This is a genomic window from Ruegeria sp. HKCCD7296, from assembly GCF_013110775.1.
GTDB lineage: Bacteria > Pseudomonadota > Alphaproteobacteria > Rhodobacterales > Rhodobacteraceae > Ruegeria.
In genome coordinates this window covers 1-25,121 of sequence record NZ_WVRF01000022.1, presented here as the reverse complement: position 1 = coordinate 25,121, position 25,121 = coordinate 1, and the positions used below count along the sequence as shown (strand labels likewise).

The 25,121-nt window shown below is 56.6% G+C and carries 24 protein-coding genes, 1 tRNA gene and 1 pseudogene; 10 read left to right on the top strand and 16 right to left on the bottom strand.

The window, feature by feature from the left end:
- Positions 1-19: 19 nt before the first annotated feature.
- From clpA to GS632_RS22235, 3 genes and pseudogenes are all read left to right on the top strand, one after another.
- A complete protein-coding gene (gene clpA, locus GS632_RS20420; RefSeq protein ID WP_171181346.1) occupies positions 20-2,344 on the top strand; it encodes an ATP-dependent Clp protease ATP-binding subunit ClpA in 2,325 nt (774 codons plus the stop codon).
- Between the two features lie 133 nt (positions 2,345-2,477).
- Complete coding sequence (locus GS632_RS20415; protein WP_171181344.1) at positions 2,478-2,774, top strand: hypothetical protein; 297 nt, start codon at positions 2,478-2,480, stop codon at positions 2,772-2,774.
- Positions 2,771-3,364 (top strand): annotated as a pseudogene (locus GS632_RS22235) (YHYH protein). Before GS632_RS20415 ends, GS632_RS22235 begins: the two are co-directional and overlap by 4 nt.
- 51 nt (positions 3,365-3,415) lie before the next feature.
- On the opposite strand, the gene GS632_RS20400 reads toward GS632_RS22235, so the two are convergent.
- From GS632_RS20400 to GS632_RS20385, 4 genes are all read right to left on the bottom strand, one after another.
- Positions 3,416-4,072: a hypothetical protein gene (locus GS632_RS20400; protein WP_171238355.1), complete on the bottom strand. Its 657-nt coding sequence runs from the start codon at positions 4,070-4,072 to the stop codon at positions 3,416-3,418.
- Positions 4,073-4,184: 112 nt separating this feature from the next.
- Complete coding sequence (locus GS632_RS20395) at positions 4,185-5,927, bottom strand: peptidoglycan -binding protein (protein ID WP_171238356.1); 1,743 nt, start codon at positions 5,925-5,927, stop codon at positions 4,185-4,187.
- A 3-nt stretch (positions 5,928-5,930) separates the two neighbouring features.
- On the bottom strand, positions 5,931-7,109 hold the full coding sequence (locus tag GS632_RS20390; RefSeq protein WP_171181335.1) for a biopolymer transporter ExbB: 1,179 nt from the start codon (positions 7,107-7,109) through the stop codon (positions 5,931-5,933).
- 69 nt (positions 7,110-7,178) lie between these two features.
- A complete protein-coding gene (locus GS632_RS20385; protein ID WP_171235976.1) occupies positions 7,179-7,709 on the bottom strand; it encodes a gamma-glutamylcyclotransferase in 531 nt (176 codons plus the stop codon).
- A 67-nt stretch (positions 7,710-7,776) separates the two neighbouring features.
- Between GS632_RS20385 and GS632_RS20380 the strand changes: the two genes are divergently transcribed.
- Positions 7,777-8,778: a DUF2125 domain-containing protein gene (locus GS632_RS20380; protein ID WP_171238357.1), complete on the top strand. Its 1,002-nt coding sequence runs from the start codon at positions 7,777-7,779 to the stop codon at positions 8,776-8,778.
- On the opposite strand, the gene GS632_RS20375 is transcribed toward GS632_RS20380, so the two are convergent.
- From GS632_RS20375 to GS632_RS20360, 4 genes are all read right to left on the bottom strand, one after another.
- The gene (locus tag GS632_RS20375; protein ID WP_171238358.1) at positions 8,775-9,578 is read right to left on the bottom strand and encodes an extensin family protein; all 804 of its coding nucleotides are present in this window, start codon (positions 9,576-9,578) and stop codon (positions 8,775-8,777) included. The genes GS632_RS20380 and GS632_RS20375 overlap by 4 nt on opposite strands.
- A complete protein-coding gene (locus tag GS632_RS20370; protein ID WP_171181317.1) occupies positions 9,575-10,495 on the bottom strand; it encodes a prephenate/arogenate dehydrogenase family protein in 921 nt (306 codons plus the stop codon). Before GS632_RS20370 ends, GS632_RS20375 begins: the two co-directional genes overlap by 4 nt.
- Entirely contained in the window at positions 10,492-11,577 is a 1,086-nt protein-coding gene (hisC, locus tag GS632_RS20365) for a histidinol-phosphate transaminase (protein ID WP_171181315.1), read from the bottom strand. Before hisC ends, GS632_RS20370 begins: the two co-directional genes overlap by 4 nt.
- 65 nt (positions 11,578-11,642) lie before the next feature.
- Entirely contained in the window at positions 11,643-13,058 is a 1,416-nt protein-coding gene (locus GS632_RS20360; protein ID WP_171238359.1) for an aminotransferase class V-fold PLP-dependent enzyme, read from the bottom strand.
- 102 nt (positions 13,059-13,160) lie between these two features.
- Here GS632_RS20360 and GS632_RS20355 point away from each other — a divergent pair, with 102 nt between their 5' ends.
- Positions 13,161-13,622, top strand: a complete 462-nt coding sequence (locus GS632_RS20355) for an Lrp/AsnC family transcriptional regulator (protein WP_171091768.1) — start codon at positions 13,161-13,163, stop codon at positions 13,620-13,622.
- Between the two features lie 3 nt (positions 13,623-13,625).
- Here the strand turns inward: GS632_RS20355 and GS632_RS20350 are convergent, their stop codons facing one another.
- Positions 13,626-14,450, bottom strand: coding sequence for an SDR family oxidoreductase (locus GS632_RS20350; protein ID WP_171238360.1), 825 nt, complete (start codon positions 14,448-14,450; stop codon positions 13,626-13,628).
- A gap of 165 nt (positions 14,451-14,615) precedes the next feature.
- On the opposite strand from GS632_RS20350, the gene GS632_RS20345 reads away from it, so the two are divergent.
- A complete protein-coding gene (locus GS632_RS20345; protein ID WP_171238361.1) occupies positions 14,616-15,500 on the top strand; it encodes an AraC family transcriptional regulator in 885 nt (294 codons plus the stop codon).
- Between the two features lie 50 nt (positions 15,501-15,550).
- Here the strand turns inward: GS632_RS20345 and rpsD are convergent, their stop codons facing one another.
- The 3 genes from rpsD to GS632_RS20330 form a co-directional block, all read right to left on the bottom strand.
- The gene (gene rpsD, locus GS632_RS20340; RefSeq protein ID WP_058275494.1) at positions 15,551-16,171 is read right to left on the bottom strand and encodes a 30S ribosomal protein S4; all 621 of its coding nucleotides are present in this window, start codon (positions 16,169-16,171) and stop codon (positions 15,551-15,553) included.
- A 240-nt stretch (positions 16,172-16,411) separates the two neighbouring features.
- Complete coding sequence (locus GS632_RS20335; RefSeq protein ID WP_171238362.1) at positions 16,412-16,876, bottom strand: hypothetical protein; 465 nt, start codon at positions 16,874-16,876, stop codon at positions 16,412-16,414.
- 512 nt (positions 16,877-17,388) lie between these two features.
- Positions 17,389-18,222 (bottom strand): GyrI-like domain-containing protein, encoded by an 834-nt coding sequence (locus GS632_RS20330; RefSeq protein ID WP_171181301.1) that lies wholly within the window; start codon positions 18,220-18,222, stop codon positions 17,389-17,391.
- A gap of 121 nt (positions 18,223-18,343) precedes the next feature.
- Between GS632_RS20330 and GS632_RS20325 the strand changes: the two genes are divergently transcribed.
- A complete protein-coding gene (locus GS632_RS20325; RefSeq protein WP_171238363.1) occupies positions 18,344-19,306 on the top strand; it encodes an acetyl-CoA carboxylase carboxyltransferase subunit alpha in 963 nt (320 codons plus the stop codon).
- A 3-nt stretch (positions 19,307-19,309) separates the two neighbouring features.
- Here the strand turns inward: GS632_RS20325 and GS632_RS20320 are convergent, their stop codons facing one another.
- The 3 genes from GS632_RS20320 to GS632_RS20310 form a co-directional block, all read right to left on the bottom strand.
- The gene (locus GS632_RS20320; protein ID WP_171722388.1) at positions 19,310-20,440 is read right to left on the bottom strand and encodes a lytic murein transglycosylase; all 1,131 of its coding nucleotides are present in this window, start codon (positions 20,438-20,440) and stop codon (positions 19,310-19,312) included.
- Positions 20,441-20,552: 112 nt separating this feature from the next.
- Positions 20,553-21,197, bottom strand: coding sequence for a GntR family transcriptional regulator (locus GS632_RS20315; protein ID WP_371809081.1), 645 nt, complete (start codon positions 21,195-21,197; stop codon positions 20,553-20,555).
- A 33-nt stretch (positions 21,198-21,230) separates the two neighbouring features.
- Positions 21,231-21,926: a M48 family metallopeptidase gene (locus GS632_RS20310; RefSeq protein WP_245223304.1), complete on the bottom strand. Its 696-nt coding sequence runs from the start codon at positions 21,924-21,926 to the stop codon at positions 21,231-21,233.
- A 100-nt stretch (positions 21,927-22,026) separates the two neighbouring features.
- Between GS632_RS20310 and GS632_RS20305 the strand changes: the two genes are divergently transcribed.
- Positions 22,027-22,353: a TIGR02300 family protein gene (locus GS632_RS20305; RefSeq protein WP_171181290.1), complete on the top strand. Its 327-nt coding sequence runs from the start codon at positions 22,027-22,029 to the stop codon at positions 22,351-22,353.
- A gap of 143 nt (positions 22,354-22,496) precedes the next feature.
- A tRNA-Ala gene (locus GS632_RS20300) sits at positions 22,497-22,572 on the top strand.
- 511 nt (positions 22,573-23,083) lie between these two features.
- Here GS632_RS20300 and GS632_RS20295 read toward each other — a convergent pair.
- Positions 23,084-23,611, bottom strand: a complete 528-nt coding sequence (locus GS632_RS20295; RefSeq protein WP_171181288.1) for a hypothetical protein — start codon at positions 23,609-23,611, stop codon at positions 23,084-23,086.
- 944 nt (positions 23,612-24,555) lie between these two features.
- Between GS632_RS20295 and GS632_RS20290 the strand changes: the two genes are divergently transcribed.
- Entirely contained in the window at positions 24,556-24,972 is a 417-nt protein-coding gene (locus tag GS632_RS20290) for a thermonuclease family protein (protein ID WP_171238365.1), read from the top strand.
- Positions 24,973-25,121: the final 149 nt, after the last annotated feature.

The following is a 25,121-nucleotide window of genomic DNA, read 5'->3' as shown; positions in this document are numbered from 1 at the left end:
AAGACAGAGGAGCACCCGCGTGCCTTCATTCTCGAGCACACTGGAACAAGCCATCCACGCGGCCTTGGCGGCTGCGAATGAACGGCGTCATGAATTTGCAACGCTAGAGCATCTGCTGCTGGCGCTTCTGGAAGAACCCGATGCGGTGCGCGTCATGAAAGCGTGTAGCGTCGATCTGGATGAGCTGCGCAGCACCTTGGTGGAATTCATTGACGAGGATCTTTCGAATCTGGTCACGGATATCGACGGGTCAGAAGCTGTTCCAACGGCTGCGTTCCAGCGCGTAATTCAGCGCGCCGCGATTCATGTACAAAGCTCGGGCCGGACCGAAGTGACCGGCGCCAACGTACTGGTTGCCATTTTCGCAGAACGCGAAAGCAATGCCGCCTATTTCCTGCAAGAACAGGACATGACCCGTTACGACGCGGTCAATTTCATCGCCCATGGCGTGGCCAAGGATCCCGCTTTTGGCGAAAGCCGCTCGGTTTCGGGTGCGGATCAGGTGGAAGAAGACGCACAGACCACATCCGGCGAAACCGAACAAAAAGAAAGCGCGCTGGGGAAATACTGCGTCGATCTGAACGCGAAGTCGCGTGCTGGAGACGTCGATCCGCTCATCGGGCGCTCGGATGAGGTGGAACGCTGCATCCAGGTGCTGTGCCGCCGCCGCAAGAACAACCCGCTGCTGGTGGGTGATCCGGGCGTTGGCAAAACCGCCATCGCAGAAGGTCTGGCCCACAAAATCGTGGCCGGAGAAGCGCCTGATGTGCTAGCCAATACCACTATCTATTCGCTGGACATGGGCGCGCTGCTGGCCGGAACCCGCTATCGCGGTGACTTCGAAGAGCGCTTGAAAGCGGTTGTCACCGAGTTGGAGGATCATCCCGACGCCGTACTGTTTATTGACGAGATTCATACCGTGATCGGTGCCGGAGCTACTTCGGGCGGGGCGATGGATGCCTCGAACCTGCTGAAGCCCGCGCTTCAGGGCGGCAAACTGCGCACCATGGGTTCGACCACTTACAAGGAGTTTCGTCAGCATTTCGAAAAAGACCGCGCACTGAGCCGCCGGTTCCAGAAGATCGACGTGAATGAACCTTCGGTCGAGGACAGCGTCAAGATTTTGCGCGGCCTGAAACCCTATTTCGAAGAGCATCACGAGATCAAGTATACCGCCGACGCGATCAAAACCGCCGTCGAGCTTTCGGCACGTTATATCAACGATCGCAAGCTGCCCGACAAAGCCATCGACGTGATAGATGAGGCGGGCGCGGCGCAGCATCTGGTAGCCGAAAGCAAACGCCGCAAAACCATCGGGGTTAAAGAGATTGAGGCAGTTGTTGCCAAGATCGCCCGCATCCCACCCAAGAATGTCACCAAGGACGATGCCGAGGTTCTGAAGGACCTCGAAACCTCGCTCAAACGTGTAGTCTTTGGTCAGGATGATGCCATTGTGGCGCTGTCCAGTGCAATCAAGCTGGCCCGTGCGGGTCTGCGTGAGCCTGAAAAGCCCATCGGCAACTACCTGTTCGCGGGTCCAACAGGTGTGGGTAAAACCGAAGTTGCGAAACAACTGGCGGACACGCTGGGCGTAGAACTGCTGCGCTTCGACATGTCGGAATACATGGAGAAACACGCAGTCAGCCGCCTGATCGGTGCACCTCCGGGTTATGTTGGGTTTGATCAGGGCGGTCTGCTGACTGACGGTGTCGACCAGCATCCACATTGTGTGCTGCTGCTTGATGAGATCGAGAAAGCCCACCCTGATGTGTTCAACATCCTGTTGCAGGTTATGGACCACGGTGAGCTGACGGATCACAATGGACGCACGGTGAACTTCCGGAACGTGGTTCTGATCATGACCTCGAACGCGGGCGCACAGGAACAGGCCAAAGCGGCCATCGGTTTCGGACGCGACCGTCGCGAGGGCGAAGATACCGCCGCGATCGAGCGTACGTTTACACCGGAATTCCGTAACCGTCTGGATGCAGTGATCTCTTTCGCGCCGCTTCCGAAAGAGGTCATCTTGCAAGTGGTCGAGAAGTTCGTCCTACAGCTTGAAGCACAGCTGTTGGATCGCGGCGTGACCATCGATCTGACGCCCAAAGCCGCTGAATGGCTGGCTGACAAGGGCTATGACGATAAGATGGGTGCGCGTCCGCTTGGCCGCGTCATTCAGGAACACATCAAGAAGCCTCTGGCCGAAGAACTGCTGTTCGGTAAGCTGGCTAAGGGTGGTGTGGTTCGTGTCTCGGTCAAAAAGGGCGAACTGGATCTTGAGATTCTGGGCCCGGATCAGCGACGCATTCCGGGTGACAAACCTCCGTTGTTGACGGCGGATTGACCTGAAAACTGATCTTAATTTCGAAACCCGGCGACATAAATCGCCGGGTTTTTTCTGGTGTTTCAAAGCAACTTCGACGGAACCGGGGTTTTGCAGCGTGTAATCCTCTACGATCAAAATCAGAGGTGGATACATGAGCAAGACTTCAGTTGTGTGGGCCACTGCCTTTGCCGTTTCGGTAATCGCGGCCATTGCGACGGCTCAGCACAGGTTTCGCTACCACGATGAAACGAGCGCTGAGCCTCTCAGATTAGTGCCGGCCACTGTGGACCCCGGGGAAAACAGCGCATCGGTGAGGGAGACAGGTAGCAAGATCAAAGTGACGGGTAACGGAATTCCCGATCATCTGGTCGGACAGTTTCCGAACAGCGGCAACCCGCATCAGATCGAAACGCAGAAGGTCAGGCTCAGGCTTACAGCCCCCCCATGACCAAGGGCACGGTCACGCCTTTGCGCACGGGGTGGAACTTTGGCGTATCTCTTAACGGGATCGCGTTTGACCCGCTGGCGGCCGAGTTCTGGCATGGCGACCCAAACTCCGGATGGTCCTACAGTGCTTTGGGTGGCTCCATTTTCCTGGGACTGGATGCCAATTATGCCCATGTGCAGCCGAACGGAAAGTATCACTATCACGACGTACCAACCGGGCTGATCGAGCTTTTGGAATGGTCAGCTTCAGAGCATTCACCATAGGTCGGATACGCCGCTGATGGTTTTCCGATCTATGCGATGACCGGTGCAATCGATGGGAAAGTGACTGAAATGAAATCGTCCTTTCGCCTGAAGTCCGGAAACAGACCGGGTGGCCGCGAACCGAACGGGCGATATGACGGCACTTTCAACGAAGATTACGAATATGTTGAGGGCCAAGGACATTTGGACCAATGCAACGGAACCGTCACAGTTTCAGCCGAGTATCCAAACGGGACCTACGCCTATTTCCTGACCCAGGATTACCCCTTTGTGCCTCGGTGCTTCATGGGCACACCGGATCAAAGCTTTAAGTTTGGTAGAGGTTAGGCACATTGCACCTGTCAGGTGCTTGCGCGGAAAAGGTTCCGTTTTCTGTCTCTAGCGAAGGCGGGATTGACCGCTTCGCACCGGCACCGGGAATAGCACTGGCAAAGATTTTGGCTTCCTGCCCCAAGCCTCATAGTAAGCGGCAAGGATGCAAAAGGCATAACGTGGCGCGGTGCGGCCTTGGGCCAGGGCGGACAGGACCGTAATGCCCAAATCGCGGGCCTTGCGCAATCGTCCGGCCTTCGTGGGCACAAAATACTCAAAATCGATGAATCGCATCTGCCGCCCATCCCAGCACATATCCCGAAATGCCGGGCGTCCATGGGCGAAACCCATCGCGTGAAGCCGCGCAAGCGCTTGGCCAGCGGCCCGGCACGCCCTGAGTTTTTCTGCCATGGTGACGGACATATCTGCGCAAAGCCTGGTCAGGCTGGCCCCGGCGTCTTCGACGGCGATGTACTCTTTGCTCTCAGCCACAATTCTGGGGACAGGCGCGCCGAAGTTCCACAAAAACCGATGAGATGACCGGTCTCGATCAAACGCGTTTTCAGGCTTTCCCTTCACCAGCCAGAGATGGGGTGCGAAACGTTCGACCCGCTTTAGCCAAAACCTGCGCCCCTTCGGGGTTTGGCAAAGGGTCACGCGCTGATAGGGCGCTCGCAAAGCGTGATCAATTGCAATGTGTACATCCGTTGCCTTGTCTCTCACAAACCGCTCCAATCAACCTATGGTTATGACATAGGTTGCATCGGCTGAATTTCATCTGGCTGACGATTAAAATCCGTTCATAAAGGCCCGTCACAGACAGTGACCGAAAAGATCAACGCTCGGTCAGTTTTAATTCGATCCGGCGGTTCTGCGCACGGGCTTCGGGCGTGTCAGCCGGATTGACCGGCTGGAACTCACCAAACCCGTTGGCGGCCAGACGGTTCGGCGGGATGCCCAGCGCATCAACCATGTAACGCACAACCGACAACGCACGGCCCTGGCTGAGTTCCCAGTTGTCGCGGTATCGGCCACTTCCGGCCAGCGGGACGTTGTCGGTGTGACCGTCAACGCGGATCACCCAGTTTAGACCGGTCGGAATCTCAGCGGCAACGCTACGCAGGATGTTGGCGACCTTGGCTACCTCCTGCCGCCCTTCAGCGGACAGCACGGCCGACCCTGTCGGGAACAGAACTTCGGACGAGAACACAAACCGGTCACCTTCGATCCGCACACCTTCCTGATCGCCAAGAACATCCCGCAAGCGGCCAAAGAACTCCGAGCGATAACGTTGCAGGTCTTCCGCTTGCGCCGCCAATTCCTCGTTCTGACCGGCCAACGCCTCGGCCTCGGCCTCAAGGCGCAGGCGTTCGGCTTCTTCCAACAGGCGGCGGCGGCGTTCTTCAGATGCGGCACGGGCCAGCGCCGCGTTCAGATCCTGCCCCAAAGTTTGAATCTGAATCTCTGCGGCCTCATTCCGCTCTTCAAAATCGTCGAGCAATGCCTGTAACGACCCCAACTGCCCGCGCAGGGCGGCGATTTGTTGGTTCAGCAATACCGCTTCGCGCTGCGCCTCGGCCGAGATTTCTTTCTCATCCGAAAGCGTCGATTCCGCCAAAGCCAGCAACGCCTGACGCTGTTCAGCCAGCGTTCGTTGTTCATCGGCATCTGCCTGTGCTTGCGTCTGTGCCTGCAAAGCGGCTTCAAGCTGGGCCCTTAACTCATCAGGATTCACGTCACCGAACCGGCTTTCCAGTTCGGCCTGCGCGGCTTGTGCGGCGGCCAGCAGGGTCAACGTGTCTTCGGCCTCTTGGCGTTGCGCTTCCAATGCCAACGTCATGGCGGTTAGTTCCGCATCGGCATCTTGCAGGCGATTGCGCAACGCCTCAGCGGCGGCGGCTTCGGCCAGGCGGGCGGCTTCTTCATCGCTCAGTTGCTGTTCAAGGGACGTGATTTGCGCTGCACGTTCCTCACCACTTTGCTCCAGATCGGCAACCAGTGCTTCCAGCGCCTCACGGCGGGCGGCTGCCAGTCGGGCGGCTTCGGTTTGCGCATCAATTTCTTCACGGCTTTGGGCCAGAGCGAGGTTCAGGGCCTCTTGCTCGGTCAGCAATTGCTCGCGCTGCGTCTCCAGCGCCACGATATCGCCCAGTGCCTGTTCCTGTTCGGCCAATAGGGCGGCAACCTGTGCTTCGAAATTTGTGATCCTCGTCTGCGCCTGATCCAAAGCCGCGGCCTGTCGGTCACGCTCGGTGGTCAGCGAGGCGATCAGAGATTGTGCCTGGGCCAGATCGTCTTCGGCCTGCGATAAGGTCGTGTTCAACGCCCCAAGTCGCGCCTGCAAGCGGCTGTTCTCACGCTCCTCGAGACCCAAAGCACCTGCAAGCGCCGCAACTTCATCCGCCAACGAGGTCAGTTCATCTTCTTGCCCCGAGATGGTTTCGCGCAATACGAACTGGATCACCATGAAGATGGTCAGGACAAAAGTCAGCACCATCAACAGACCCGTCATCGCATCCACGAACCCGGGCCAGACCGAGCCCTGGAACCGTTGACCGGTGCGGCGGGACAGCGCCATGGGTTACTCTCCTTCCGGCGTGGTGCGTACTGCGCCGCGCGGCAGAGTCAGTGCCTTGACCAGAAGTTCGATATCCTTACGGAATTCGTTCATGCTTTCCTGTCGACCCGCCGAAATCTCTTCGAGAATACGCAGCAACTGAACGTCCATTGAACGAAGCCGCATTCGGCTTTCCGCGTCGATACCCTCACCTGCGCCGTGTTCACGCATGTGATCCAGCAGCGCATCCTGCCCAAGCGCAACACGCTCCAAAGCCGAGGTGACACTTTCGCTATTGGCCTGACGATTGTTCATCTCACCGATCACATCGACCAGTTGACCTAGCTTAGCCGAAACCTCTGCCCGATCACTTTCCTGGGCTGAGAACAAATCCTGCAGGGCGTCCATCTGTTCGGACATGGCATCTAAGACCGGCGCGAGCACAGCGATCTCGGCTCCGCCTTCCTCACCGCCTGCAAAGCCAACGCGCGTAATCGAAGACAGCCATTCTTCGAGTTCACGATAAAACCTGTTCTGCCCGTGTCCGGCAAACACTTCGAGCAGACCGACGATCAGAGACCCGGCCAAGCCCAGCAAGGACGAACCAAACGCAACACCCATACCCTGCAACTGTGCCTCAAGCCCGGTCATCAGCCGGTTGAAGACGGCCAGACCTTCTTCGCCCTCCTGCGGGTTCAGGCTTCGGATGGTGTCAACGATGGCCGGAACGGTTGTCGCCAAACCAAAGAATGTGCCCAAAAGACCCAAATAGATCAGGACGTTGGTGATATAGCGGGTAATTTCTCGCTCTTCCTCGACCCGCTCCGCCACGGAATCCAGAATGGATCTGGTCGAGGTAGAACTGATCTGAGACCGGGCACCGCGCTCGCGCAATAGTGATGCCAAAGGGGCCAACAGCTGCGGTGTACGGGCGTCTTCTCGAACAACACCCCCCACAAAGGCTTCGATCCAGCGCACAGACCCAATCAGCTGTGTCACCTGATAGAAACACGCAAAAACGCCGATCAGGAATACCAGCAGGATAAAGCCATTCAGATACGGATTGGCGAAGAATACCGGCAGCACGTAGGGCAGCGCAAGAAACACACCCAGCCCGGACAGGCCGATTGCCATCAACATCAACAGGATTTGTCGTGTTGGATGCGAGAAATGGGGTCTCGCGCCCTGATGTGCCTGCGCCATGCGCGTGGTTCCCGGTCTTTGCCTGCTCTGCGATGAATCTAGCGAAATTCCGCGGGTTACGCCAAGAGTTTATGCGGTGATGCTGCGCACCCGTTGCGCCAACCACTCAAGATCGGAGTCGCGCAGACCGATCTCGGCCAAATGTTCGGCGGTATTGTACAGGTATTCGTCGTTGGGACCGCGCCCACCAATCGCGTTGGCGATGATCTGGGCCTGATCCTCTAATGGCATCCCACCGCAATACTGGACGTGGTCTGCATCGATCACATAGGTGACGGCATTGACGATGTCTCCGGTTTCCAGATGCACATCCAGCATCCGCTCGACATAGGCCGACGAAATCAGTTCGCGTTCGCGCAATTCGTGCAGGGTACGCTCTTCGTGGCCAGCCTCAACCGCCAGGGCCAAACCCGTGCAATTTGCGTTTGCCTGCTCGTCCAGCGCCAGCACCAGACCCGGTTTTTCCTCGGTCCCGCGGTGGTGGATCGAGCTCATGCAGAAGGATCGGGCAAACCCGTGCAACGTTGCGCGTTCGCTGCGCGCCACCGGAAAGCCCGGATTCCACAGCAGCGATCCATATCCGAATACCCACATCGTCATTGCACTGGTCCTTGCCTGTTTCGGCCTATAAACATCAAATCCGAGGCAGGAAAAAGGGCCAAAGCTCATGCGCCGTCTATTACGAGTGTTCATCTTTATAGCCGCTCTGTGGAGCATCTATTGGTTCATCGCCGGATTTGGGCTGCGCAATGCCATCACCGGCTGGTTCGACCAACAGCAGGAGCTGGGCTGGCAAGCGGAGTTCTCGGAGGTTGAGACAGCGGGCTACCCGACCCATCACATGACACGGCTGAACAATCCCGCCCTAGCGGATCCGGTAACGGGTACCGCATGGAGCGCGGACTGGATTGAGTTCGAAAGCCCTGCGATCTGGCCCGGACGTCAGATCCTGCGCTTTGCCGATACACCGCAGCGCCTGTCATATTTCGATCAGACCGCAACGATCGAAGCAGATGCGTTGCAAGCGCAATTGCAGTTGCGGCCGGGCGTAGCGTTGGTTCTGGAAAAAATGGCACTGACCGCAGGCCCATGGTCCATTACCGAGAACGCGCAGGCTTTGGCCGCGGGTGGAACCCTGGAACTGCTGATGGAGCAAACCGCCACACCCGAAGCCTATAACATGGCTGTGCGCGTGGATGGATTTGCCCCTGGCGATGAGCTGCGTGATCTGATGAAGTCCGCCGCCTCGCTGCCGCAAGCTTTTGACACACTTGAACTGGACATGGTCGCGACCTTCAGCAAACCCTGGGACCGGTCCGCGCTGGAACAGGGTCGACCTCAGCCGGTCAGGATCGACCTTAAGCTCGCCGAGGCCAAGTGGGGTGGGCTCAGGTTATTCGCCACCGGCGCATTGGATGTGGATGAGCAAGGAATTCCAACAGGAGAGATAGCGGTCAAGGCAGAAAACTGGCGGGACATGATCGCCATGGCAAATGCGGCGGGTGCCCTACCCGATCAGGCCGTAGATCCGGTTACGCGCGCGCTCAACTTTATGGCTGGGTTGGGGGGGAACCCTAAAGCACTGGACTTGCAGCTGAATTTCCGCGACGGATTTGTAGCACTTGGACCATTGCCCTTGGGGCCTACCCCTCGCCTGATCTTGCGCTAGCGGCAGTAAGTGCCACTGCGATAGCGGGCTGTGTCCAGATGGAAATGATCCTTGTGATAACGGTCTGAATTCGGCCCCAGAACGGTGCCAAACGGGCCGCACGCGCCGCGCCAGATCTTCTTGAGTTGCTTTTGCGAGGGGTTCTTGCGCCAGCCTTTCAGTACTGTCACCACCTCGCCATCGGCCATCGTGAACCCCGAGATGTCAATTGCCCGACCCTTGCCATGCTCGGAAATCCGAGCACCCTTGCGGTTGTTGCGGGTTCGGCACGCGTAATGGGCAGCCACTTGTAGCTCAACCACAGGGCCACGGCGCTTAAAAGTGGGTTTGACTGTTTTATCAACCCATTTGTTCAGTGCGATCGCGGTGCCACAGTCCATGGTCGAAGGACGGCTGAGCGCCACACCCGAGACAGAAGTGATCTGCACTGCGTCTTTGACGCCACAAGCTGAATTCTTGCTTCCGACCCGACCCACTGGCTTGCCCTGAATGGCAATATCACCGCAGACCGAGCTTTTGCGCAGCTTGCGCTTCTTGAACAGCACCTCTTGTTCCAGCCATTCGGGGCGCATCAAGGGTCTAAGCGGCACCTCCGACGGACGCACCACCGCAGCTGTAACCTGTGGCGAAACCGGGCGTGATACAGGTCGCAATGTTGGTTGAGTACCGTCGGTTTTCGCGACCTGCCCCAACGCCGGACGCGTCAAAGGCACCAAGGACCGATCCAGAGGCGCAGCCTGCGATGTCATGGCCGTTAAGGCCAGGACTCCGATCAGAACGTGCCCCCAGCTTAGCTTCATGTACTTGACTTCCCGCGCCCAAAATCCGGAGCATCCGTATCCTGCCCCGCATCGATAATGCCGCGACGAATAGCACGCGTCCGGGTAAAGTAGTCAAACAAATGTTCTCCGTCACCGGTTCGGATGGCGCGTTGCAGGGCAAACAGCTCTTCGGTGAAGCGGCCCAGAATTTCCAGCGTGGCATCCTTGTTGGACAGGAAAACATCCCGCCACATGGTCGGGTCGGATGCTGCGATGCGGGTGAAGTCCCGGAAACCGGCGGCCGAATATTTTATGACCTCACTGTCGGTTACGCGTCGCAGATCGTCTGCCACGCCAACCATTGTATAGGCAATCAGGTGCGGCGCATGAGAGGTCACGGCCAACACCAGATCATGGTGATCTGCATCCATCTCATCGACGTTTGACCCCATGCCTTCCCACAACGCACGTAGGCGGGCAATCGCCTCGGGGTCCGAGTTCTCGACCGGGACCAACAGGCACCAGCGGTTGTCAAACAGTTCTGCAAAACCAGATTCCGGGCCGGAATGTTCGGTACCTGCCAACGGGTGTGCCGGGATAAAATGCACGGTTTCGGGGATGTGCGGCTGCACAGCGTCGATCACGTTGCGCTTGACCGAACCGACATCCGACACCGTCGCGCCGGATTTCAAAACGGGTGCAATCTCTTCTGCGACAGCCCCCATCGCCCCGACCGGGACACAGAGGACAACCAGATCGGCGCCCTCAACGGCTTCTTGCGCGGTATCGCAAACGCGGTCGCACAGCCCTATTCTGCGCGCGGTGTCCCGAGTGGCCTCGGACCGGGCATAACCCGTGACTTCCCCGGCCAGCCCTGCCCGTTTGATCGCCCAGAACATGGACGAAGCAATCAGGCCCAGCCCGATAAGCGCAACACGGTCGTATATCTGGCTCATGCTGCGCCCTTCTTAAATGCAGTAATCGCCGCAACGACACGGCGGCAGGCTTCTTCGTCGCCCACGGTAATCCGCAGGGCGTTTGGCAGGTTGTAGCCTGCAACACGACGGACAATCAAACCCTGCGATTTGAGGTAGTCGTCGCAGGCTTCGGCCTCGGCCCTGTCTGCGAAACGTGCGAGGATGAAGTTGGTACAGGACGGGTCCGAGGGCACATCGACCTTGTCCAGCTCATCCGCCAGAAACACACGCAGACGCGCGTTTTCAGATTGGCAAAAGGACAGAAACTCGACATCGTTCACCGCAGCCTCAGCCGCAGCCAAGGCAGTCAGTGAAAGGTTGAACGGTTGGCGTACCCGGTTCAGCACGTCGATGATCGATTGATGCGCATAGCCCCAGCCAACCCGCATTCCACCCAGCCCGTACACTTTTGAAAAGGTACGGGTCATGATGACATTCTCATGGGCATCGACCAGCGACGCACCGCCGTCGAACCCGTCCACAAACTCGGCATAGGCCCCGTCCAGAACTATCAAGCAGGTGTCAGGCAGACCCTGTGCAAGCCGTTCCAGTTCGTCATTCGAGATCATGGTTGAGGTCGGGTTGCCCGGGTTGGTGACAAACACGATCCGCGTTTGCCCCGTCACTGCAGACAGAATGGCATCCACATCCACCTTGCGGTCACGCTCGGCTACCATGACCGGCGTCGCACCCGCCATGCGGGCGATGATTGGGTACATCGAGAACCCGTGCTCGGTGTAAATCACCTCATCCCCCGGGCCCGCATAAGCCTGAGCGATGAATTGCAGCACCTCGTCACTGCCGACACCGCAGATGATCCGCGCCGGGTCCAGCCCGTGGCGCGCGCCGATTGCTGCGCGCAGGCTTGCGTGGTCAGTGCTGGGATAACGATGCAAAGTTGCCGCGCTGTCGCGTACCGCCTCAATCGCCTTGGGGCTTGGCCCAAACGGGTTTTCGTTCGAGCTCAGCTTGATCACGTGTTCCACCCCGGCCACATGCGACTGGCCGCCCTGATAGAGCGCGATGTCCATAATGCCGGGTTGAGGGGTGATCTTGGTCATTGAGAGGCTCCGTTGAATGGGCCTCTCATACCTGTCTCAACGGGTTGAGAAAAGCGGCAAATCCATCATGCGGCTTTGAAGCGCGCGGTTGCCGGGTCGGCGTTGTAAAAGGGCGCGAACTCTTCGGTTCGGCGGGACAAGTCATTGACGCTGTCGATAATGAACTGAACCGTTTCCTCGTCCATCAGATACGAGAAATTCAAGCGCACCCAACCGGGCTTCTTCATCTCTTCTCCGGCCGACAAATCCGCATGCAACTCCTCGGACATGGCGCGATCTATCCCCAACAAACGATGCGCATATGGTCCCGCGCAGGCACAGCCACCGCGCGCCTGAATACCATAGATGTCGCTGAGCATCCGGGTGAACAGCTGCTGATGCACCGGTTGTCCAGCATTGTCGCGAACAAGAAACGAGAAGATTGGCAAGCGATGCGGGTTATCGACCCCAAGCAAAGTCAGGTGCGGGTTGTCCTGCCAACCTTCCAGAGCCATCTGGTTGAATTGCGCTTCGCGCCCGGCAATTTCCTCTGTTCCGACGACATCCTTCACGATGAACGCCAGTGCCGCGCGTATGTCTCCGATCACGTTGGGCGTTCCGGCCTCTTCGCGAGTTGACAGATCGGCGCTGTAATCGTGGCGCCATGGCGATACAAAACTGACCGTGCCACCGCCGGGCCAGCTGGGGCAATTTCTTTGAACGGCCGATTGATTCACGATCAAAATGCCTGACGCGCCCGGACCACCGGGGAACTTATGCGGAGAAACCACGATGGCGTCTTTGCGCGCATCCGCCGGACCCATATCCATCGGCAGATACGGCCCGCCGCCGGCATAGTCCCACACGGCCAAAGCCCCATGCGCCTTGAGCAATCGCGTCACCGGATCTGGGTCAGTAATAATGCCCGTCACATTAGATGCGGCAGAAAACGACCCGATCAACAGGTCAGCGTCCGCATGTGATTGCAACGCATTTTGCAATGCGTTCAGATCAACACCCCCACCCCGTGCCTCGGGGATTTCGATCACCTGCGCCTTGCTCTCGCGCCAGGGCAAGATGTTTGAATGATGCTCGTATGGCCCGATCAAAACAACCGGCTGGTCAGCCTCTTCCACTCCCATCAAACTGACCAACCGGTTGAGCCCCGCCGTGGCACCGGACCCGGTAAAGATCACCGTGTCTTCTCCCCTCGCGCCAACAAGGCGGGCTATCTCATCGCGTGCTTCGCGACGCAGACGTGTCATGTAGGAACCGCAGTAGGAGGCCTCGGTATGGCTGTTCGCGTAGAACGGCAACACATGCTGCGCGACATAGTCTTCGACCTGCCGCAATGCACGGCCCGAAGCGACGTAATCCGCATAGACAAGCGGTACGTCCCCAAGCAGTCCCGGGATCAGAACATTTTCTCCGATAAGTCCGTCGCGCAGGTTGGAATTGTGAGTGGTCGAACAAAGATCCGCACGAAATTTGGACAGGGTCATGGCATGGGCTCCTAACTGCCCAACCAATGTGATTTATTCGCACCGGGGAAACTTCACCTATCTTTGCGTAGATTTCGAATATTTTGTGTCATATGATCAAGTATGACTTCAAAATTAGATCAAATTGACACGCGCATTCTGAAAGAACTGCAAAAGGACGCCACCCTATCCCAACGGGAATTGGCAGATCGCGTTGGTCTTTCTCAAAATGCCTGCTGGCGGCGATTGAAGGCCCTCAACGAAGATGGCGTCCTGATTGGATCCACCGCTCGTATCGCGCGCGAGAAACTAGGGCTGAGCTTAGTGGTCTTTGTCATGCTGCGCACGCGGCATCATTCGGCCGAATGGCTTCAGGCGTTTCGCAGCCATGTTCTGACCATCCCAGAAGTCGTGGATTTTCATCGCATCGGCGGCGATTACGATTACCAACTGAAAGTCGTCACCGAAGATATGGCGTCTTACGACAAGGTCTACCAACGCCTGATCGAAAAGGTCGAACTGGACAGTGTGACCTCGTATTTCGCGATGGAAGCGATCGCCGAAGGGCGACCGCTGCCGATTTAGACCTCAGGCCAGCCCGAGCATCGTTTTCATTCCACCGATGAAGGTGGCATCGTCCAGTGCCTTGCGGTTGTCGAGGTATTCGACCGCATCCTCGCCCGCGCGATACCGCAATGTGTCAGTCCCCTCGGTCACTGCATCCCAGATCACGTCGGCCACAACGCTGGGCGGTGAGGTGCGCGATGCCATCTCTTCTGAACCCCAGGCGCCGAACAAGGCCTGGACCACCGGCTGGTATTCCGTCATGGATTCATCATTGACGAAGTCGAACGAGCGGCCGCCGAAATCTGTGGCGATCAGCCCGGGCTCGACAATCTTGACCTTGATGCCAGCCGCAGCGAGTTCGTAATGCAGCGACTCTGACAGACCTTCGACTGCGAACTTCGTGCCGTGATACAGCGCCCCAAGCGGGAAGGTGATCTGTCCACCGATGGATGAGATGTTGACGATGCAGCCAGAGCCGTTCGCCCGCATATGCGGCAATACCGCTTTGGTTACGGCCAGCAGACCGATGACGTTGGTGTCAAATTGCCGACGAATGCGGTCCATCGGGAACGCCTCCAACGGCCCGTAGGCCCCATACCCTGCATTGTTCAGCAGAACATCGATCTGGCCGAACCGCGCGATCCCGTTTGCAACGGCCGTTGTGATCGAGGCTTCGTCGGTTACGTCCAGACGGGTGACCAGAACGTTTTCCAACTGCGATAGCTCGGTTTCCTTTTCCGGGCTGCGCATGGTGGCGATGACGTTCCAACCTTGTTTCTGAAACAGTTCTGCCGTGACTTTGCCGATACCAGACGACGCGCCGGTGATGAGGATGGTCTGTGCCATGGTCTTTCTCCGCAATGATAAGCCTGAGAGACAAATAACTTTGCGCACCGCGAAATACCTGCCGGATCCTCCTCAACTTCTGCCTGATTCTCCAAAGCTTCGGATTTTCAATGGTGCGAACACGCCCCACAAACTATGCTGGGCATAACCAAAAGGCGCTACAGCATGACGTTTGATCTGATCACCGATATTTGCAAAGCCGTACACGAACAGTCAGAAAGTGAACCGTTCTACACGACCAAACTGGATGGGTTCGGCCTGTTACATGACATCAGAACCAAACCCATTGAGGCGCAGGTTTATGAACCCATCGTCTGCCTAGTTCTACAAGGTAAGAAGGAAACACACATCGGAGATCGGCTTGTCCAATTCGGAGCAGGCGACTCTTTGATCGTCAGTCATTCCATCCCGGTATTGGCCGCTGTTACCGAAGCGAGCCGGCAGAAACCGTATGTCGGGCTTGTCTTCTCACTCAACTTGTCCATCCTTCGTGGATTGTATGATGAAGTCGGCTCTGCACCGGCAGCGCCCGAAATGGCACAAAGCCTTGCTGCGTCCAAAGCCACACCTGATCTAATCGATGCCATGACCCGCCTGTTTCGCGCCAGTCAGAACGCGATGGACACGCAGATTTTAGCCCCGTTGATCAGCCGCGAAGTTCATTACAGACTGCTACAAGCGGATCACGGTGGAATGCTGCGGCAAATGCTATGGCGCGACAGCCCCGCCAGTCGAATCGCGCGGGTGATTGACGTTATCCGCTCAGGTTTTCGAACCTCACTACCGGTGTCTGACCTTGCGCAAACCGCTGGGATGAGCGTTTCAGCCTTTCACGCGCATTTTAAATCGGTGACGGCCAAATCTCCGCTGCAATATCAAAAAGACCTCAAGTTGCTCGAAGCACGGCGGATTTTATCACACGGCGCGGTAAGCGTATCGCAAGCGGCGTTTGACGTGGGATATGAAAGCCCCACTCAATTCAGCCGGGAGTATTCCCGCAAGTTTGGTGTTTCCCCAAGGCAAGACATTGGAACGCAAAACGCAGCATAAAAAAGGCCGCGCAAATTGCGCGGCCTTGGAAATCTGTATGTCGGCGAAGATTAGTTCTTCGCGTAGAATTCGACGACCAGGTTCGGCTCCATGACAACCGGGTAAGGCACATCGCCCAGACCAGGCGCGCGCACGAAAGTGGCGGTCATTTTCGAGTGATCCGCGTCGATGTAATCCGGAACATCACGCTCTGCCAGTGCGGCCGCTTCCAGAACAACGGCCAGTTGCTTGGATTTGTCACGCACTTCGATCACGTCACCTTCTTTGACACGGTAGGACGGGATGTTGACCCGCTTGCCGTTTACTTTGACGTGACCGTGGTTGACGAACTGACGAGCAGCAAAGACGGTCGCAACAAACTTGGCACGATAAACGACAGCGTCCAGGCGGCGCTCCAGCAGACCGATCAGGTTTTCACCGGTGTCGCCGTTCACACGTACGGCTTCGGCATAGATGCGGCGGAACTGCTTCTCGGTCAGGTCGCCATAGTAGCCTTTGAGCTTTTGCTTGGCGCGCAGCTGCAGACCGAAGTCCGACAGTTTGCCCTTGCGGCGCTGTCCGTGCTGGCCGGGGCCGTATTCGCGACGGTTGACCGGGGATTTCGGACGACCCCAGATGTTTTCGCCCATCCGGCGGTCAATTTTGTACTTGGCAGACGTGCGTTTGGTCACGGCTGATCTCCTTCGTTCAGGTCGAGGCCCAAAGGGCCACTATGAAGGGCGTTGTCCTCTTGAGGTTTCCCCATGACAGGCTTCCCCTTGCGGGGGCCACCAACACCAATGAAGCCGCGCTTATATCCGCAGGATTGGCAGAGTCAATAAGCGAATTGAATCACGAAAAGGAGCGGCACTAAAACACGCCGACGCGGACCCGTCAGGAAAAGACGACAGGAAGTTGGTTCGCGCTTGGGATCAGCTGTGCCGCGACAGGGCCTGACGGGGAAAGCTTACAACCGTAGTGTCAGGCTCGGGCTGCACAAAGGCCGAGGCGACGAACTCGCTCACTTCGCTCACCCAAAAGGCCTGGTCCCGTGGGGGGCATCCATTCGTGAAGACAAATGTCGGATCAATATCACCCTCCTGAACGACCAGATCCGCACTGAACCTTTGCGCGCCATTGGTCAACACGACAGTGCCACACATGTCCCCAGTGATATCCCGAATGACTGCAAAGCGATCCTTCGTCGAAGAAGCGGTTCTTCCGACACTTCCAGATCGTTCAACAATCTGCTCGATACTCTCGCTCAGAAAAACGGCCTGACCACGCCAGGACCATGCTGCCCCGACGACCAAAAAAGCCAAAGGCGGTGCCTCAAGCTCATCAAGCTCTGTCTGGTTCCAAGAAATGGCTATTTGACCGTTTGCTCCGGCTCTCATCTGCCCACTCGCACTTTTTACCGCCCCAACATTTAGATAAACGCTTATCAGCACAGATTTCGGCGGAAAAGAGACGGAATTGCAGCATTCACGCGATTGTTGCAGATGTGAATCACAACTCAGTGAAGCAAACCCGAAGTTTTGCAACACCAACAAGAGGTTCAATGAAGATGCACCCTTGTGCTGTGTTTTATGAAAAACGCCCCGTAAATATCATATTGAAACCAACTGTACCGTCAGCGAACTCAGCGCAGTGCACTGTAAGTGTCGCGACAAAGTTCAAAGTGAACTGCAAGACCGGTTGCGATTAACCCTGGGTCCGAACCCTAGGCCTTGCCGCATGGCAATCTGGCATTAAACGAAGCCTTAGGAATCCTTTCCGAGCAGCAGACCATTGAAAGACGGGTTTACCCTGAACCGCCAGCAGAACACCGCCTGGTGAATCGGTTCTTTTGATCCACAAAAAAGAGCTAAGACAGGGCCCAAGCGGACCCCGCCTGATACGCTTTGGATCACTTCAAGGGCAGGCAGATCTCGGTCAGCAAATCATCCGGCGCTGTTTCGCGAGGGTCATTGAGGTAGATCTCGTAACACGGCTCGTCTGCAGGTTCTTCACCTGAGTCTGGAAGCCAGTTGCCAAACAGGCTGTGATAGGCAGCCGCAATTCCGGAGTATGGCCCCTTGTAAGTCAACACAGCCGTTTTGCCACCGGCGATCGACATCTCCTCCATCCCTTCAGGGGTTGTTGCACCCCGGAATTCAGCCCCGGCGTAACTACGCAATTGATCCTCGGGAACATCATCGGGACTATCGAAGTATAACGCCAGAACTGGCCCAACCTGCGGCCAAAGCTGGCGAGACTCGCACAAAGCTCCGAAAGCTTCAAAGCTTTTGCCGATCTCTGAATAAGCCCCTTTGTGCGGCAAGGCGACGACACGACGGGCAGGTTCTGTTCGGGTTGTGACAGGATGCATCGGATATCCTCCGGTTTTAAAATCAGGTTGCGCGGGGTGAAATTGACCCGCTTTACGAAAGGCGGCAGGGCTGCCGCCATAGGCATCAGAAAATGCCCGCGCAAAAGAACTTGGATTGGGATATCCCACAGACGCTGCAATATCCGTGATCGGCCGATCCGTGCACACAAGCCAAGTGGCCGCTCGGTGCAGACGAACGCGACGCACCGCCTGCGCACAGGTTTCACCGGTCAGAGCGCGAAACACCCGGTGCCAGTGAAACCTGGACATCGCTGCCACGTCGGCCAGCGCATCCAGCGACAAGTCCCCGGCAGGGTTGTCATGGATATAAGCCAAAACGCGCAGCACGCGATCTTCATAGCTAGTGGCCATCGTCATCCTTCCTTCTTCTTGCCTAACCGTGGTCGCATAGTGCGAAGCCACAAATCTTGCTGAGTTGCATCCCGAGCAACGTCAGGCCATATAGCAGGGAACTTCCGCGTTGAGAGGCGTCATGACCCAGTATCTGGATTTCGAAAAACCGCTGGCCGAGATTGAAGGCAAAGCTGAAGAGCTGCGTGCGCTGGCCCGCACCAACGAAGAAATGGATGTGTCCGAAGAAGCCGCCGCGCTGGATGCAAAAGCCGCAAAGCTGCTGGAAGAGCTGTACGCCGATTTGACCCCCTGGCGGAAATGTCAGGTGGCGCGTCACCCGGAACGCCCGCACTGCAATGATTACGTGGACGCTCTGTTCACCGAGTTTACGCCGCTGGCAGGTGATCGCAACTTTGCTGACGATCTGGCCGTGATCGGTGGCCTTGCGCGATTCAACGATCAGCCGGTTATGGTGATTGGGCACGAAAAAGGTTCTGACACCAAATCGCGAATTGAGCGCAATTTCGGCATGGCCCGCCCCGAAGGTTATCGTAAGGCCGTTCGCCTTATGGAGATGGCCGGGCGTTTCGGCCTGCCGGTTATTACACTGATCGATACAGCCGGGGCCTATCCCGGCAAAGGAGCCGAAGAACGCGGCCAATCAGAAGCCATCGCGCGTTCAACCGAGATGTGCCTGAAAATCGGCGTGCCTTTGGTCTCGGTTATTATAGGTGAAGGTGGGTCCGGCGGCGCTGTGGCGTTTGCCACGGCAAACCGCGTCGCAATGCTGGAACACTCGGTCTATTCGGTGATCTCGCCCGAAGGCTGCGCGTCGATATTGTGGAAAGACGCAGAAAAGATGCGTGAGGCCGCCGAAGCGCTGCGCTTGACTGCCCAGGACCTCTATAAGCTGGGCGTTTGCGACCGTATTATCACCGAGCCCAAAGGCGGCGCGCATCGCGACCGCCCAGCAGCCGTGGAAGCCGTACGCTCGGCCATCACCGCCATGCTGCAAGAGCTGGACGGCAAAGATGCAGCGGCCCTGATTCAGGGCCGCCGTCAGAAATTCCTGGATATCGGTTCAAAAGGGCTGGCGGCGTAACCGTCAGCCGCCCAAGCGGCGCAGCAAACCAATCGAAGGTTCACCCGTGACAGGCAAGCCATTTGCGCTTTGATAATCGCTGATGGCGGATCTGGTGTTCTTGCCGATCACCCCATCTGCGCCTTTGGTGTCATACCCGGCGGATGTCAGACGGCGTTGCAACTCTTTACGGTCCTCCAACGTCAGACCATTTGCGTCCGGTCCGAACGAGGCCTGAAACGGCGCACCACCTGCGATCCTGTCTGCCAGATGGCCCACACCAATCGCGTAGCTATCTGAATTGTTATATCGCTTGATGACCTGAAAGTTACGGAACACGGCAATGCGCGGCCCCGGTGTCTGCGGTTGCAACACGGCGACGGGTGTACCCGAAACCGTTCCGACCTCTCCTCCCCAGGGTTGGCCCCGAACCCAACCGGCGCGCGCGAGATACGACGCCGTAGAGGCCAGCGAATCCGTCGGATCCTCGGACCAGATATCGCGCCGTCCATCCCCTGTGAAATCGACCGCATAAGCAAGGTACGAGGTCGGGATGAACTGCGTATGCCCCATCGCCCCAGCCCAGCTGCCGGTCATGTTGGCGGGTGTTGTGTCGCCCTCTTGCAGAATGCGTAATGCGGCCACCAATTGCTTTTCAAAAAACGCGCCGCGCCGTCCGTCATAGGCCAGCGTTGATGTCGCCGAAACGACAGGTACATCACCACGGCGCGCGCCATAGCGGCTTTCCAGCCCCCAGATGGCCACGACGATTTCCTTGTCCACGCCATACTGCGCTTCGATCTGCGACAGGGTGCCGTTATACTGTCGAAGCATCTTTTGACCGGTTTCAATCCGCTCGTCCGAGGCGGCGATGGCCAGATAATCCTCGAGCGAGCGCTTGAACTCGACCTGATTGCGGTCGCGTTCGATCACGTCGGGCAAATACCCTGCCCCGCGAAACGCTTGATCGAGTGTAGTCTGGGAAATTCCCTGCGATGTGGCGCGGGTCTTAAACCCGGCAACCCAGGCATCCCAACCCGCGTTCGGAACTGCCCGCATCCGGGATGCAGGGGCTCGAGTCGGAGCACTGCCGCCCGTGCAGGCAGCCAATAATGTTGATCCAAGACAAATAGAAAAGGCGCGGCGCGAAATCATGATGGGGTCTGCTCTTGTTTGTGATTTGACTCAAGCGTACCCCAGCAGAACCTCTCAGGCCAGTAGAGTGGCGCAAAGGAAGAGCATCAATGCAATGTCGGCGGGAAGCCGCTCAGCTCACCAGCAAACGCAGCCCCTGCGTCACATCCGAGCGAACCGCCAGCCGCAAACCGGGCTCGTCCCCGGCCTTTAGCGCAGCAATGATCAGCTTGTGATAATGCGGGGGCTCGGTGCGCCGCAGACGCCCATACAACGCCCGCATTGTTGGCCCCAACTGCAGCCAGACGGTTTCGGCAATGGCAAGCATCGCAGGCGCTTGCGCGCGCAGATACAAAGTGCGGTGAAACTCCAGATTTGACCGAATATAGCCAACCGCGTCTCGCTTTGTCACCATCTCGGCAACGGTCATGTTGATGCTCTGCAACCGATCGATCAGCGCGATATGCGCGCGCGGCAAAGCCCGGCTTGCCAGCTCGACCTCTAACAATGCCCGCAACGCTGCCAACTCCTCGATCCGGTCATTTGTCAGCTCCGGCGTCGATACACGGCCCGATGTAGAAAGGAAAAGCGCCCCTTCAGCAGCCAGACGGCGCACCGCCTCACGTGCAGGGGTCATTGAAACACCGAATTCCTTGCCGATGCCGCGCAGGGTCAGTGCCTGACCCGGCGCCATCTCTCCATGCATGATTCGAGATCGCAGGACCCGATACACCCGGTCATGCGTGGCAGTTTGGGTCTCGGAGGTGCGCGCGTTCATCATGCGCTTATGTGATCACAAAATCACGCGAGGTCAACTCGGCTTATCATCAAATCTAAAGCGATGCAGCTCCGCCCCGTTGTCGCGCAACCAGCGGCGAGGGTGTTGATAGGGACCAAAGATCTTCTCGACCTGCGCCCAGAACGCAGGCGAATGGTTCATTTCGGCAAGATGCGCCACCTCATGAGCCGCCACATAGTGCAATACCTCAGGTGGCGCCAGGATCAGTCGCCACGAGAACATCAGCCCACCATGCGAGCTGCACGAACCCCAACGAGACCGCGTATCTCGCAGACTCAGCGTCGAATAAGGCCGTCCCAGCATAGCCGCATAGTCGTCGCACGCCCCGGTTAGCCGGTCCCGCGCCAATTCCTTAAGAAATCGCGCCAACCGCCGCGCCTCTGCGCCCTCTGGAACCGCGACCTCGTTTGCTTGCAGCAAAACCCGCCGGCCAACAGCAGGCACGATTCGCCGATCAACGCCTTCAATTGGAATCGTTTGCCCAAACTGAACCTTGGCCATATCCGGCCGGTCCTCAAGATGCTGCCGAATCCATTCTTCTTTCGTGCGCGCAAAGTTCAGGGCCTCGGTCTCTGGCACGCCAATTGGGTACGTCAACGTAACCCGCCCATCCAACTGAGAAATTCGCAAACTGATACGCCGTGCCCGGGCTGATTTGCGCAGCCTCAGCGGCACCGGCGGCGTCCCTGGCAATGCGTGCTCTCCCATATCGCGACCTCTCTTGCGCAAAGACTTTGACAGTGCCCTCTGCCTGTGGCAGGTGAGCTGAATCATTTAGACGACTCACCTGATATCAAGGGGATTTGACATGCCCAAGGAAGAATGGGGCGTAAAGCGCGTTTGCCCGACAACCGGTAAGCGGTTCTACGACCTGAACAAGGACCCGATCATCAGCCCCTACACCGGCGAGATCGTGGAGCTTGAAACATCCAAAAGCCGCATGATCGCGGCGGATGCGGAAGATGCAGCTTCGGTCAAGGCGCGTGAAAAGGCGTCAGAAGAGGATCTGGTTCTGGACGATGACGATAATGTTGACGTCGAATTGGATGACGATCTGCTGGACGACGATGACGACAACAATGATGACGTTTCTTTGGACGACATTACCGACATGTCCTCGGAAGACGACAACTGATCAAGCAGAAGGCGGCCCCAAGGGTCGCCTTTTTCATTTGACCTGAAGGCGGGGCGGAAATTCACGCTCAAATCCAATTTTGGACTTGCACTTGCCGTCACTGTCTCCTAAACGTCCGCTCACCGCATCGACGGTACCATGATGGGGCCTTAGCTCAGTTGGGAGAGCGCTTGCATGGCATGCAAGAGGTCAGGGGTTCGACTCCCCTAGGCTCCACCAAAATCTCAATAAAATTCATATGGTTACGAGCCGTCTCGGCTTGTCCTGTGAGGGGTGCGCCCCTCGGGGGTGCGATCGGGGTGCGGTATCGTCCGCAATATGGGCAATATGGGCTAGTTTGACCGACGACTCACCCACCCACTGTCAAACTTCCGTTGACAGGGGTGAGAACAATAGTAGAACAAATTCATGCGCAAATGGCCCCGAACGATTCCGTATGATCTTAAATGTCGGCTGGAACAGTTACGTGAGTATCGCAGCGCACCAAGCATCCAAACCCAATGGGGTGAAATGCTGGAATGGCTGGAAAAGCATGGGGTAGAACCACCAGATCATGCATTGCCCACCGAACCAGAATTAAAAGGACCGGTCGGTCACCGTTAGGCTGCTGACGAGGATAGTGGTGAAGGCAGTCTGAAATACTGCAGGTCGGGACGCAAATTTTTTGTCATCACTAACGAACAAAAAAAGGCCACCCAAAACTTGAGCAGCCTTTAGAAAATTCGAATGATCAGTTTGTCAGAGAAGCGTTGCATGCACGCGCCGCTTCTATCGCCTTTTTTGTGCCAGCAAGACTAATTTCGAAGGCAAAGTTGGACTCCGGCATCACAATCATCGTTTCGCGTTCCATCACGTCTGTGACGAAGTCAGGATTGTTAGCAAGGAGATAACCGCCTTTGTACCCGTCTGCCAAATTGGGCGGCGCTGCTGTTGTATCGCCATAGTACAATTTATTGTCCATGAGCAGCTCTACCTTGTCATCCTTAAACTCGATGTCAGCCTTGGTGAAAACACCCATGTAGCCGAAATCCTTGTCTGGCGTTAGACCCATTTGCACAACGTTGGTATTCTCATCCACCCTTTCAATCAGGCAAGTATTTCGGCTCTTGTCCACAAAGATGTTCCAGCCAGATTCCTCGCCATAGTTTTCAAATTCCGCATTGTCTTTCGGCAGAATGTTCTTGTCTTTGGCATGTCCGATTGTTGCTCCACATGCAAGAACAGCAGCCACAACAAAAGTCTTGGTCAGCGATTTCATAGAATCTCTCCCATAATATTATTGCAGAATAAGAATGTGACGATAGGCGCTGAACGCGAGTTTCGCAAGCAAACCTTCAACCCTAAATAACTGTGCCGTGGCTCTTCATTTGATTCAATAAGCGCGACGTTCAGCACCGAACGACTCATTACCGACCGAACCAGAATTGAAAGGTCCGGTCGGCCACTGGTGACGGAAAACTCGTTACCCCCTCATCCCCAAAAAAACCCGCATTGTTCGGAGGGAAACCAATTGAACAAAGCGGGCGTTAGTTTCGGGGTACCTAGATTACGCCTAGGATCGCGGTTTGGATCAAAGTTCCCCGCGTCACCTTAATCTGGGATGATAGGCAACGCGGGGATTTAGTCTGACCATGGGACTGCCCAGACTAAATGGGGCATGAGTGTTACGGGTCGTTTCGCTGGTTGGATCAATAGCCGGTACCCCGCCTCAGTTCAGCGGGTGTTTTTTCTCTGGGCGAACCGAACATCAAAGCCAGTATCCATGACTTGGTTGAGTACCTTGGATGTTGATGTACCACGGTACGAACCTCAATTCGGATTAAAACTTCCGAGATTAGCTAAGCAATTGATCTGTATATTATTAATTTGGCGGAAATTAAAAAACTATTGGCCGTGATTCGAAAGCAATTCGACCCCAAAACACCCTATTTGAACAACATACATCATCCGCTTCGTGGAAGGGTTTTGGGAACAATGGAACTAGTTTTCTTGGCCGTTGTATTTGGCGGACTTTTGATTAAGGTCACTGGCTGAAGCCGCTCTATAGGTCGCTCCATAGGCCGTGCGGTAGGTCGCTCTCGTCGGAGAAGAACCTCCCTAAAGCCGGTAGTTCGACCTAACAATCGGCGATCAACGCTGAAGCCAGTTGTTCGACCCAACAATAGACGCCGCATCCACAAGCCAGCATACCCAATACCAGCAATGCCAAAGAGCATGATGCTGCAAGGGCGTGCTTATGTGATAGATGGAGACACTATCCGAATAAATGGAACAAAAATTCGTTTGGCTGGAATCGATGCTCCGGAATTGGACATGCCTTACGGCCAAAAGTCCAAATGGGCGATGGTCGAAATTTGTAAGGGGCAGACCATTACCGCAGAACTTGATGGTGAAAGGTCTTACGACCGACTTGTGGGAACATGCTATTTACCAGACGGTCGAGACATTGGTGCAGAGTTAATTAAACAAGGACTGGCTTTAGATTTGCCGGAGTTTTCTCGTGGTAAGTATCGCCATCTAGAGCCACCGGGAGTGCGTCGAAGGCTCGTTAACGGGCAGTTTGGGCATGCTTCTATCCGCATTCGACAGAGGACGACAATAAAGGTGAGCCGGAGCTGAGACTATTAGGCTCTGGACCTATTAACAGGTCGGAGCGTAAACGGCTGCTTTGATCCAGAGCAGACACTGGTAGAAAACACGGCTATGACCGGGTTGCGGACAAAGCAGACGGTTTGAGTGAAAGTACGCTCCAATTGTCCAGATCGCGA